Origin of the sequence: Jilunia laotingensis (genome assembly GCF_014385165.1) — a bacterium.
Classification (GTDB): Bacteria; Bacteroidota; Bacteroidia; order Bacteroidales; family Bacteroidaceae; genus Bacteroides; species Bacteroides laotingensis.
In genome coordinates this window covers 4,535,664-4,548,560 of sequence record NZ_JACRTF010000001.1, presented here as the reverse complement: position 1 = coordinate 4,548,560, position 12,897 = coordinate 4,535,664, and the positions used below count along the sequence as shown (strand labels likewise).

General features: G+C 41.4%; 8 protein-coding genes and 2 pseudogenes. 6 read left to right on the top strand and 4 right to left on the bottom strand.

Annotation, left to right across the window (positions count from 1 at the left end; all coding sequences use genetic code 11):
• The first annotated feature begins 6 nt into the window (after positions 1-6).
• Positions 7-600 carry a nitroreductase family protein gene (locus H8744_RS17890; protein ID WP_262436155.1) on the top strand — a complete coding sequence of 198 codons (594 nt, stop codon included), beginning with the start codon at positions 7-9 and terminating at the stop codon, positions 598-600.
• Between the two features lie 224 nt (positions 601-824).
• Here H8744_RS17890 and H8744_RS17885 read toward each other — a convergent pair whose 3' ends face one another.
• The 3 genes from H8744_RS17885 to udk all read right to left on the bottom strand — a co-directional run bounded on the left by H8744_RS17885 (position 825) and on the right by udk (position 4,408).
• The gene (locus H8744_RS17885) at positions 825-2,183 is read right to left on the bottom strand and encodes a transposase (RefSeq protein WP_262436154.1); all 1,359 of its coding nucleotides are present in this window, start codon (positions 2,181-2,183) and stop codon (positions 825-827) included.
• A 196-nt stretch (positions 2,184-2,379) separates the two neighbouring features.
• Positions 2,380-3,774: an MltF family protein gene (locus H8744_RS17880; protein WP_262436153.1), complete on the bottom strand. Its 1,395-nt coding sequence runs from the start codon at positions 3,772-3,774 to the stop codon at positions 2,380-2,382.
• Positions 3,775-3,799: 25 nt separating this feature from the next.
• Complete coding sequence (udk, locus tag H8744_RS17875; protein ID WP_262436152.1) at positions 3,800-4,408, bottom strand: uridine kinase; 609 nt, start codon at positions 4,406-4,408, stop codon at positions 3,800-3,802.
• A gap of 101 nt (positions 4,409-4,509) precedes the next feature.
• Between udk and H8744_RS17870 the strand changes: the two genes are divergently transcribed.
• From H8744_RS17870 to H8744_RS17855, 5 genes and pseudogenes are all read left to right on the top strand, one after another.
• The gene (locus tag H8744_RS17870) at positions 4,510-4,809 is read left to right on the top strand and encodes a Dabb family protein (protein WP_262436151.1); all 300 of its coding nucleotides are present in this window, start codon (positions 4,510-4,512) and stop codon (positions 4,807-4,809) included.
• Between the two features lie 58 nt (positions 4,810-4,867).
• Positions 4,868-5,321 (top strand): annotated as a pseudogene (locus tag H8744_RS19130) (protein-disulfide reductase DsbD domain-containing protein); the annotation flags it as partial.
• Between the two features lie 83 nt (positions 5,322-5,404).
• Positions 5,405-6,895, top strand: a pseudogene (locus H8744_RS17865) (protein-disulfide reductase DsbD family protein); the annotation flags it as partial.
• A 252-nt stretch (positions 6,896-7,147) separates the two neighbouring features.
• Positions 7,148-9,598: an alpha-L-arabinofuranosidase family protein gene (locus H8744_RS17860; RefSeq protein WP_262436149.1), complete on the top strand. Its 2,451-nt coding sequence runs from the start codon at positions 7,148-7,150 to the stop codon at positions 9,596-9,598.
• A 31-nt stretch (positions 9,599-9,629) separates the two neighbouring features.
• Positions 9,630-12,071, top strand: coding sequence for an alpha-L-arabinofuranosidase family protein (locus tag H8744_RS17855; RefSeq protein ID WP_262436148.1), 2,442 nt, complete (start codon positions 9,630-9,632; stop codon positions 12,069-12,071).
• A gap of 99 nt (positions 12,072-12,170) precedes the next feature.
• On the opposite strand, the gene H8744_RS17850 is transcribed toward H8744_RS17855, so the two are convergent.
• Entirely contained in the window at positions 12,171-12,878 is a 708-nt protein-coding gene (locus H8744_RS17850) for a pirin family protein (RefSeq protein WP_262436147.1), read from the bottom strand.
• Positions 12,879-12,897: the final 19 nt, after the last annotated feature.

Below are 12,897 nucleotides of genomic sequence, written 5' to 3'. Positions count from 1 at the left end.
AAGTTTATGAAAAGATATTCTATTTTGTGTATATTGGCCCTGTTGCTGGGTACTTTTGTCTCTTGTACTTTTACTCAGGAAAAGGAAGAGGGGAGCGGAAATGTAGCCTTGGATAATATTTTTGCCCGTAAAAGTGTACGTACTTATTTGAATAAAGGAGTTGAGAAAGATAAAATCGACAAGATGCTTCGTGCTGGAATGGCTGCTCCTTCCGGTAAAGACACGCGCCCCTGGGAATTTGTGCTAGTTACCGAACGGGCTTCTCTCGATTCGATGGCTGCGACATTGCCTTATGCAAAAATGCTCGCGCAAGCACGTTATGCAATTGTGGTTTGTGGAGATTCTGCCCGCTCTTCTTATTGGTATTTGGATTGTTCAGCCGCTGCCCAGAACATATTGCTTGCTGCCGAGGCGCAAGGGCTTGGTGCCGTTTGGACGGCTGCATATCCATATGAAGACCGGATGGAAGTGGTACGGAAATATACGGCTCTTCCTGAAAATGTTCTTCCGTTGTGTGTCATTCCTTTCGGTTATCCTTCCACTGAACAGCAGCCTAAACAAAAATTTGATGAGAATAAAATACATTACAACAGATACTGATAGAATGACATCGGGTATTGGTTGTAAGAATTCAGGTGTTAAGTAGGGACATTCAGTAAATGTCTTTAAAAACATAAAATGGCCTATGAAGATGCTTTGTTCATATCATCTCATATGCCATTTTTATTATCTATTTTTTCTCTCTGACCTAAAATCTTCTCCTTTTGGGCATGATGTTCCGGAAGAAGCCTGAGACTTCTTCTAACAGATTCTTTATACTTATGCTATGCAGCTTTCTTCTGTCCGTTTTTGATTTTATCAATCATCAATATTGCGTTTGCCGTATGTATCCCAAAGAAAATCCACAGGATTTCTGTTTTCCTGTTCCGTGCTTTGATTTTCGATAGCGAGTAATGCTGTTTTTGCGTACCGAAACTGCCTTCAAGCCTGGTGGCTCTTTCCCTTGAGAGTTCACTCCTGAGAGCCTTTCTCACCACCTCGTCCTTTGCAGCCCTTCCCTTGCGTACAAAGGAGGTTGATATCCCATATTTTGTACAGAACTTCCTGTTGGCATTATTGGCGTATATGGAATCAGCGGCCACACACCTGACCCTTACATTCATCAACTTCTGATGCATACGGATACAGTCTTTCAGACGTATGCCCTCATTGAATGCCTTGAAAGAGATGTGCCCGATGAACGAGATTCCGTCTATCTGTATGTTATTAGCCTTTGCACCGAACTCGACAGATTTTGTCTCCTTGCCCCTTACGATAGGGCGTACGTAATGACGGTCAATACTGACAATACGTTCACTGACCTTCCTGCCTTCAAAGAGTTCCTTTTCCTGTACAAGGACCTTTCTGATGATGGAAAGCCGTTTCTGATAATCCTGTGTATATGTGAGTGAAGAGCCGTATTCTCTGTGAATGTCATCCCGTTGTATGATGAGTTTTTCCAGGAGTCTGATCATGCGACGCTTCAGCATTCTTGTCCTCGAAGCCTTCCTCTTTCTTTTCTTGCAATAGGATAGATAGGATACCGCAACATCCGCATATTTGTTACGGGGACGCCTTATGCCGAGTTTCCCACAATGCATGCAGACATGCCGGTAGAGCCATTCGATGCTTTCCCAAAGGAGCTTCATGTCCGTAGGGAAACGCATATGACTTTCATAACATGTGGCATCGGTCATACACACGTGAAGGTTCTCAAGATAAGGCTTCCAGTGTGAGGCAAGGATTTTCTGAAGGGAGTCGATGTCAAGACGGGATGCTATCTCATTACGGATAGCGCTGATTATCTTGTAGTTGGTTATGGGGCAGGACGGGTCTATCATGATACCACAGAACAACTGATAGTGTATGTTTCCGTTAAGATGTTCTACCAGCAGCCTGTCAGAGAATCCGGTGTAAGCCTTCAGTACCATAAGGGCTATCTTCGCGGAAGGACTGAAACTGTTCCTGCGACCCAAGCGGGATTGTGAAAGGCCTGTCTCTTTGGCTATACTCTCGAACGGAAACACGGAATGAAGACTGCCAAGCTCACTCGCATGAAAACTCTTACGATATTTTTCCAGAATATCGAATTCTGTAAACCCTAAAGTAGGGTGAATTTCTGAAATATTTTGTATCTTCGCCATATCTTAGTGTGGATATTTCCCCCGTTTTGGCCGTCAAACCGTATTTTAGGGGGAATACCTAAAGATACAAAAAAGCCAACTAATTCGCAATACTTTTAGTATGAATTAGTTGGCTAATTTTATAGGATTTACTGAATATCCCTAAGTAAGAAGGTTTATCCATTCCTTAACATCTGACGCATTTATTCGACTGTATTTACTTTTTGATTTTCTTTTTATAGGCTTCGTAACGAGACATTATATCTCTGACAAAATTGAATGTTTCAATTCCGCGGAAATAACCGTTTTTACATACCGGGTCGGTGAAATATTCCTCATTACTCTTCAAGAGTATGTAGTTTTCTACATTATTGTCCCATACGTTTTTGTTTTTTCCATATTTGTTGGCAAGGGCCATCGCATCGAGAATATGCCCTAATCCTGCATTATAGGATGCTAAGATGAATTTGATGCGTTCTTGTTTGTCGGGGATCGTACGTAAGCTTTTGTCGGTTGCTGCTATATATTTTACGGCAGCTTTGACACTTTCTTCCGGGTTTTGCTCCATTCCTGGAGGAACTCCCATTGCCCGCGCGGTTTGAGGCATGAGTTGCATGAGGCCTTTGGCTCCTGCCCATGAGACGGCTGTGGTGTCGAAATTAGATTCAGTATATGCCAGTGATGCCAAGAGACGCCAATCCCAGTCTATTTCTTTCGAGTATTTCTTAAACAAGTCGTCGTAATGGGAGATTTTCCCTTCCCGCAGCGAAAGGATTGGAGAATGTGGGATTGCTTTGCTGATTTCAAAATATCGTTTCATACTGGCTGTATAGGCCGGTGAAGTCATATTCTCCTCATGCCATTTGTCGGCTGCGGCTGCAAGTTCGGGACAATCCTTACGTACCGCCCATGAAGCGCGTTGGTCGAAACTGATGGAAAGCCCGATATTCAAGTTGGGATAATACGTTTTATTTAGCATGGCCAAGTCATTGTCTGCTACCGTATAAGGAATTTTTCCCTGCGCTACTTGCGTGATTAAATCTTCTGCTGTGATACTGTCTCCCGTTACCTTGTGAATATGGATTCCACCGCCTAGTTCATTATTCAAATTTGTTAGACGCTCATAATATTTACCCGGTTTCACATAGACGTCCTTTCCGACTAGTTGGGTTACATCGGTCAACGGCTGGGTTTTCCCATTATTCCGCTGGACAATCACTTGGTGGGTAATGACTTCTTCCCCACAATAAATCAGGCTGTCTTTCCATTCTTTCGTAATAGGCAGATTGTAAGCGATCAGGTCTCCTTCACCAGCGAGCAACTTCCTGATCATATCAGATACATTATTAGCTACTTCAATGCGTAATTTTACACCTAGACTTTTGGCAAACTGTTCACTCAATTCATATTGGAAACCCATTTCCTGGCCTCGATAAATAAAGTAGGAGGTTGAACTATACAATGTCAATACTACTAATTCACCGCTGTCTTTTATTTGGGCAAGATCATGCGCCCCTACTTCATCTGCATGATTGTTAGTTTTGCGGCATCCTATTACGATACAGCAAATACTCACTAATGAAATCAAGTAAATGACAGCTTGGCGTTTCATCGCAATGATATTTTATAATTCGTACTTATTGCAAGTGCTTTTTGATATACATAGTAAGAATGTCGATTGCCACCTTATTGTTTCCACCTTCGGGCACTATTAAATCTGCATAACGTTTGCAAGGTTCTATAAATTGTAAATGCATCGGCTTTAGAATCCTTGTATACCTCTCCATGACAGCTTCTGCCGTACGACCGCGTTCAATTACGTCCCGTTGGATGACTCGTATCAGACGTTCGTCGGGGTCGGCATCTACAAATATTTTGAGATCCATCATATTGCGCAACTTCTTGTCACAAAGTGCCAGGATTCCTTCGATGATGATAACTTCACGAGGCTCGATATGAATCGTTTCCGGTTGGCGGGTACACGTCAGGTAAGAGTAAGTAGGCTGTTCGATGCTTTTTCCCTCTTTCAGTGTGGCCACGTGTTTGGAAAGCAAGTTCCATTCAAAAGCATCCGGATGGTCAAAATTTATATTCTGGCGTTCTTCTACCGGGACATGGCTACTGTCTTTGTAATAGGAATCCTGTGGAAGTAAAACTACTTCTCCGGCAGGAAGACTTTCGATGATTTTTCGTACGACGGTGGTTTTTCCGGAACCAGTTCCGCCAGCTATTCCAATAATTAACATCTGTTTATAGTGTATATTTGAAACAAATAGAGTAACTTTGCAATAATAATTGCAGCCTACGGCTGACAAATATAGGAACAATTAATTAAAATAGCAACGTAATGGTAAAACACATTGTATTATTTAAGTTGAAGGACGAAGTCCCGAAGGCTGAAAAACTGGTTGTGATGAAGAAATTTAAAGAAGCCATTGAAGCGCTTCCTGCGAAAATTGAATCTATTCGCAAAATAGAAGTAGGGTTGAACATCAATCCGGAAGAAGCGTGGCACATTGCGTTGTATAGCGAATTTGATAGTTTGGAAGACGTGAAGAGTTATGCAATCCATCCCGATCACGTGGCTGCCGGTAAGATTCTTGCAGAAACTAAAGAGAGCCGTTCGTGTGTGGATTATGAGGTTTGATTGCATGATAGCGTGTTTTTTCTAACTGATATAATATAAAACAATAAAAATTAAGATAATGAGAAAATTATATTCTTTGTTGCTGATGCTATTTTTCGTGATAGCAGCTCATGCACAAATTCAGGAACCGGTAAAGTTCAAGACTGAATTGAAAACCCTCTCGGAGACTGAGGCTGAAATTGTATTTAATGCTACGGTCGATAAGGGTTGGCATGTCTATTCTACCGACTTGGGGAGTGACGGTCCTGTCTCTGCGACTTTTAATGTTGATAAGAAAGAGGGAGTAGAGCTGATCGGTAAGTTAACTCCCCGTGGAAATGTGGTATCGAAGTATGACCCGATGTTTGAAATGACGCTTCGGTTCTTTGAAGACAAGGCTAGTTTCGTACAGAAGATTAAGTTTACCGCTCCTACTTATAAGATTGAAGGTTATTTGGAATACGGTGCTTGTAATGATGAGAATTGTTTGCCTCCTACGCAAGTTCCGTTTGATTATTCCGGCAAGACCAGTTTAAAAGCTGCTGTTGCGGATGCTAAAACGAATGATGTTGAATCTCAGGATACAGATGGAACTGAGGCAACTACTGGCCAAGGCGTTACTGAAGTCGCAACAACACCGGCAAGTGAACAGCCGGTAGTTTCTGCCGACATTCTTTGGGAACCGGTTATTGAGGATTTACAATCTTTCGGGGAGGAGCATGCACAGCAGAAAGATAAATCATGGCTTTATATTTTTATTACTGGTTTTCTGGGAGGTTTGATTGCTTTGTTCACTCCTTGTGTATGGCCTATTATACCGATGACGGTAAGTTTCTTCCTGAAACGTACGAAAGATAAAAAGAAAGGTATCCGTGATGCATGGACTTATGGTGCTTCTATTGTAGTGATCTATGTAATTTTGGGACTTGCAATCACGGCTATATTCGGTGCCAGTGCTTTGAATGCATTATCTACCAATGCGGTATTCAATATCCTGTTCTGCTTGATGCTGATCGTGTTTGCAGCTTCTTTCTTTGGCGCTTTTGAATTGACGTTGCCTTCGAAATGGAGCAATGCAGTAGATAGCAAAGCAGAGGCGACCAGCGGATTGCTCAGTATCTTCCTGATGGCATTTACCTTGTCGTTGGTGTCTTTCTCTTGTACAGGTCCCATCATTGGTTTTTTATTGGTGCAAGTCTCTACTTCAGGTAGTGTAGTCGCTCCTGCTATTGGCATGCTTGGCTTTGCCATTGCTTTGGCACTTCCGTTTACGTTGTTTGCCATGTTCCCGTCTTGGCTGAAGTCTATGCCTAAATCGGGGGGGTGGATGAATGTGATCAAAGTAACGCTTGGTTTCCTTGAATTGGCATTTGCACTGAAATTCCTTTCCGTTGCCGATTTGGCTTACGGATGGAGAATTCTCGATCGTGAAACCTTCCTGGCATTGTGGATAGTAATCTTTGCTTTGCTTGGCTTCTATTTATTGGGTAAGATTAAATTCCCGCATGACGATGATGATAATAAAGTCGGTGTAGGTCGATTCTTCATGGCACTCGCTTCCCTTTCGTTTGCTTTGTATATGGTGCCTGGTCTGTGGGGGGCTCCTCTGAAAGCTGTAAGTGCTTTCTCACCTCCTATGAATACACAAGATTTCAACCTTTATACGAACGAAGTGCATCCTAAGTTTAAAGATTATGATCTCGGTATGGAATATGCTCGACAGCATCATAAGCCGGTTCTGGTTGACTTTACAGGTTTTGGTTGCGTTAATTGTCGTAAGATGGAGCTTGCCGTATGGACAGATTCTAAAGTGAGCAATATTATTAATGATGATTATGTGTTGATAAGTCTTTACGTGGATGACAAGACGCCACTGTCTGCTCCGGTAAAAGTGGTGGAAAACGGCAAAGAACGTACATTGCGTACGATAGGTGATAAGTGGAGTTATTTGCAGCGTGTGAAATTTGGTGCCAATGCGCAACCTTTCTATGTACTGTTGGATAATGAAGGCAAACCTTTGAATAAATCTTATGCATTCAATGAGAGTGTACCTGATTATATTGCGTTCCTCAAAACAGGATTGGAAAATTACAAGAAGGAAAAATAAGAATTTATAGATTGTTTAGTAGAGAGAGGGTTCTGTATTTAGAATCCTCTCTTTTTTTGTCTGCTCCATGTGCTAATAGTCGTGATGTTATATAACATAATAAAAAGTACATACCAGTTCGTACTAGTATGATGTAATTGCTTTATCTTTGCGGCACAAACACGAATCATACTTTTTATTATAATTTGATTGAATTACAAATAGGGGTGTTCCCTTAGTGAATAATACAACCAATTTAAAACAATAATATTTATGAACCGACAAACTAATAGAATGAATCGATTGCTTTTAATTCCCTTTTTAACAGCCGCATTGGGAAATGGAACTGTATTTTCTCAAGCTCAAACAGCAAATGTTCGTATAGATGTAGATGCTTCTAGAATTGAAAATAGAATACCGGACTATTTGTATGGTGCATGTATGGAAGATGTCAATCATGAGGTGTATGGAGGAATCTATAATCAACGGATATTTGGAGAAAGCTTTGAGGAACCAACCCCTGGGATGATCTTTGATGACTTTTCCATTTATGAAGGGGGTTGGTCAGCCTCTCAGGGAGAACTCGATGTGAAAGGAACCGGAGGATCTAAATTTGTATACAATCCTGTCGAAATGAGAAATGGTTCTGTGGAGGTTGAAATCAAATTTGATGGCAAATCAGGTGACAATGCCGGTTTGATCACCCGAGTTTCTAAGGAGGCAAAAGGTGCCGACACTTTCAATGGATACGAAATAAGTCTTGCATCTAACGGACGGAAGGTAGCTGTGGGAAGACATGAACATAATTTCGGACATATCCGTGACATAAAAGTCGATTGTCATCCCACGGAATGGAATCGCTTAAAGGTTGTTATGAACGATGGAAGAATGGAAGTCTTTTTGAATGACAAAAGTATATTTGTACATAATGAAGACTATCCAAATTTAGCTAAAGGAAAGGTTGGGCTACGTTCTTGGAATTCGAATGTGAAATTTCGTAATTTTAGGATTAAAACAGAGGGTATAGATGAAGAATTACAATATAGAACAACTTCCCAACCGGAGGTCAGTTTACATTGGATACCTGTCCAAACCGGAGATGCAAAAGCTGTTTTCATTCATGATAAGAAGAATGCTTATAATACGAATTGTTCCCAGGTGATAGCTAAGAAAGGAGGCACCGGAAGAGTTGGAATAGCCAATATGGGCCTTAATAAGTGGGGAATTGCTGTGAAAGAAGGACAAAAATTCCAAGGGCGCATTTACATGAAAGGCTCTTATCGGGGGATTGTGAAAGTGGCTTTGCAGAGTGCCGATGGTACCAGAGAATATGCTATGCAAGAGTTGCAAGATGTAACTGGTAAATGGAAGAAATTTCCATTTGAATTGACATCAGATGCCACCGATGACAAAGCACGTTTCACCGTATATTTAGAAGATAATGGAAAGGTGTGGATCGATCAGGTGGTCATGATGGGGACAGGCGATGATCTTTATCATAATTTGCCGTTTAGGAACGATATTGCAGAGGTTTTTGCCAATCAGGAACTCACCTTCTTGCGGTATGGAGGGGGCATGATCAATGCCAAAGGATATAAATTCAAGAATATGATTGGTGATCGTGATAAGCGTCCGCAGTACAAAGGTACTTTCTATGACTATTCGACACATGGATTTGGTATTGAAGAATTCCTACAATATTGTGAAGCAGCCGGTATTGAACCGTGTTTTGCTGTCAATGTGGATGAAACTGCACAGGATATGGCAGATATGATTGAATATCTGAATGGTTCCGAAACTTCAGTCTGGGGTAAGAAACGTGCGGAAAACGGACATCCGAGACCATATAATGTAAAATATATAGAGGTGGGTAACGAAGAAGTGATTTGGGGTGATATCCGCGAGGATTATGAAAAATATACCCGTGACTTTAATCGTATATACGATGCTATCACAGCGAAGGACCCGAATGTGAAAGTGATATGTGGTGCGCAGTGGCGCCATGATTCACCTGCGAATATGAAAATGGTATTCGATGCTATAAATGGAAAAGCCGCCTATTGGGATTATCATCCTTGGGCTGACGTTCTGACTAACGGGAAGGAGACGGAACAGCGTTTGAAAGAGATGAAAAACTTTTTTATGCAATGGGATCCGAATACAGAAATGAAATGTGCCATTTTTGAAGAAAATGGCCGTATACATAATATGCAAAGAGTTTTGGGGCACGTGACGGTACAGAATGCCGTTCGTCGTATGGGGGATTTTGTGCTTACTTCTTGTGCTGCCAATGCATTGCAGCCCTATGAACAGAATGATAACGGTTGGGATCAAGGACAAGTGTTTTTCACTCCTTCTATGGTGTGGGCTATGCCTCCTTATTATGCACAAAAGATGGCATCGCGCCATCATAAGCCTTACCGGGTGTTTAACACGGCCGGAGAGGAACTGGACGTTACTGCTACGACTGATGAAAAAAGAGAAGAGGTCGTACTCCATGTAGCCAATACGCAAAATAGTGTCGTCACTGCCGATATCAACATTAAGGAGTTTGGAAAACCTTCACAAATAAAGGTTATTACGTTGGCGGGCCGTTTGGAAGATGTGAATACACCGGAGCAACCAGAAAGAATCGTTCCTCAGGAAAAAACACTTTTTGCCACGGATAATCTTAAATACGATTTTCCAGCTTATTCATATACGATTCTGGTTTATCAAAAATAAGACATTTACTAACCAATAATAAAATACCACGATGAAAGTTTTGAAAATAAACAGGTTATTGTTTGTACCTGTTATGATCGCTACGTTGGGTAGTAGCGGGCTCGCATCAGCACAAAATGCAACAGCACGGATCGATATTGATGCATCCAGAATTGAAAACACCATTCCGGCCACATTGTATGGCTCTTGTATGGAAGATGTAAACCATGAAATATACGGAGGTTTATATAATCAGAGAATTTTTGGAGAAAGTTTTGAAGAACCGGCCGGTAGTCCTGACCTGGTTGGCTTTTCGCGGTACGATGGGTATTGGACTGCTAAGAAGGGGATTCTACATGTGGATCGTTGTGGAGGAGCTAAGCTCGTTTTTGATGAGGCGGTCATTTCCGATGGGTATATAGAAACGGAAATCAAGTTTGACAATGCGAAAGGTGTTAATGCAGGCATTCTGGTACGGGTGTCCGAGCCTGCAACGGGAGGTCATAGCTTTAATGGATATGAAATCAGCATTGGCAATAATGGCAAGAGCTGTCTATTGGGTAAACTTCGACATAATTTTGAAATGCTGAAGGAAGCAAAAGCTGATTTTGATCCGTTAAAGTGGAATAAACTGGCAGTCCGTACGACAGGATCGCGTATAGAAGTGATGATTAATGGTAAGACTGTGATTGATTACGATGATGTTGTAAATCCGATATTATCAGGTAATCCTGGCATACGAATCTGGGATTCGGATACTTCCTACCGTAATTTCTTTTATGAGATCAATGGACAGAAGACTGCTATTCCGTTTGAGGCGGTACCTTCTCCTATGGTAAGTTCTATGTGGGATGCCATTGAAACCGGCTCTGCGAAAGCATCTTTTGCGCAAGATACCAAACAGGCTTATAATAGCAAGTGTTCTCAAATTATTCAAAAGAAGTCCGGTACCGGGCAAGTTGGTATTGCTAACAGAGGTTTGAATAAGTGGGGGATCGGCATCAAGCAAGGTCAGAAGTACACAGGTGATCTCTATTTGAAGGGAGCTTATAATGGAATGGTAAAAGTGGCATTACAAAGTGCGGATGGTTCTAAAGAATATGCAGTATGCGATTTGACCGGTATAACCAATAAGTGGCGAAGATTCTCATTCGATTTGATAGCAGATGCCACAGATACCAATGCCCGCTTTGCCCTTTATATGGAAGGTAATGGCAAGTTGTGGGTCGATCAGGTGACACTGATGGGAACAGGATCTGATCTTTTCCACGGATTACCATTTAGAAATGATATTGGGCAGGCAATGGTCGATCAAGGATTGACATTCTTGCGATATGGAGGGTCGATGGTCAATGTGCCCGATTATAAATTTAAGAATATGATCGGTGACAGAGCAAAACGTCCACAATATAAAGGGAACTGGTACCCTTATTCGACGAATGGTTTTGGTATTGAGGAGTTCCTTCAATTCTGTGAAGCCGCTGGTTTCGTCCCTTCTTTTGCGGTTAATGTAGGAGAGACTGCACAGGATATGGCGGATATGATCGAATATCTGAATGGTCCCGTCACTTCCGAATGGGGTAAGAAACGTGCGGAAGCAGGACATCCTGAACCTTACAATGTGAAATATATAGAGATTGGTAATGAAGAAGTGATTTGGGGAGATATCCGTAAAGATTACGAGAAATACATTCAAGATTTCAATCGAATTTATGATGCGATTAAGTCGAAAGATCCGAATGTTGAATTCATTTCGGCTGCTTGGTGGCGTCCCGATTCACCTGAGAATATGAAAATGGTATTCGATGCTTTGGATGGGAAGGCTTCCTATTGGGATTATCATCCTTGGGCAGATGATAATCACTTGGGTTCGCATGTAGAAGGTGAATTAAGAGAGATGAAAGATTATTTCCTCAAATGGAATCCTGCCACAAAAATGAAATGCGCACTTTTTGAAGAAAACGGACTTACACATGACATGCGTCGTGCATTAGGGCATGTGACCATTCAGAACGCAGCCCGCAGAATGGGGGATTTCATGCTGACCACATGTGCTGCCAATGCTCTTGAGCCTTACATGCAGAATGATAATGGCTGGAATCAGGGGCAGATATTTTTCACTCCGTCTTTGGTTTGGGGAATGCCTCCTTTTTATGCCAAGCAAATGGCTGCCGGACATCATAAACCTTTCCGGGTATTTACAGCTACGGAGGGTGATTTGGACGTGACGGCTGCCACTGACGAGCGGAAGAATGAAGTGGTAGTTCATGTCTCCAATGTCCACGACCGTACGATTAAGACTGCTATTAATTTAAAAGGTTTTGAGAATCCTTCTAAAATAAAGGTTATATTTTTGGCAGGTGATAAAAAAGAGAAGAATACGCCTGAGCAACCTGAGCGCATCGTTCCCCAGGAGAAAATGCTTTATCATACGAACGATTTGAAATATGAATTCCCGGCTAATTCATATACTATTTTGATTTATCAGAAATAGTGTAAGAGGGTAAACATATCAAAAAGCCAACTTCAATTTTGAAGTTGGCTTTTAATTAACCAGCTAAACCGGTGCGTTATATACTATATCAAAGTTTTTCTATCTCATAGGAACTTCTATCACGAGGATTGTAGCTTCTTTAATTATTTTGATTTGAAACTCTTTCGTTTCCCAAATACCAATACCATCTCGTTTTAGTAGATGATCACCTGCGGCTTCGATTTCTCCTTCTATCACAAATACGTATGCGCCATTGCCTTCCATATGTAGTTTATAGTTCATTACTTCTCCGGCATCGAAGGTACCCATTGAAAACCAAGCATCTTGTTTTATAGAAGCTTCACTTTCCCCAGTTGGAGAAATAATGACAGCCAACTCATTCTTCTTTAAGATGGGGCGGATATCATAATTATTATATTCCGGTTTGGTGTTTTCTGCTCTTGGAAATACCCATATCTGTAGAAATTCCAGTTGTTCTTTATTACTTCCGTTATATTCACTATGCAATATGCCGCTTCCGGTACTCATAACCTGTATTTCTCCCGGTGTGATTGTCTTTGTATTCTGTACACTATCCCCATGTTTCAGATATCCTTTCAATGGAATTGAAATTACTTCCATGTTTTTATGTGGATGTGTATCAAATCCCATGGATGGGTCGACACTATCATCGTTTAATACCCTCAAAGCACCGAAATGCATTCTGTCGGGATTATAATAATTAGCAAAGCTAAATGTATGATGGGTTTTCAGCCATCCGTGGTTGAAGAAGCCTCTGGATGAAGCTTTATCTACTACCTTTTTCATTCTTCTATTCCTCTCTCTT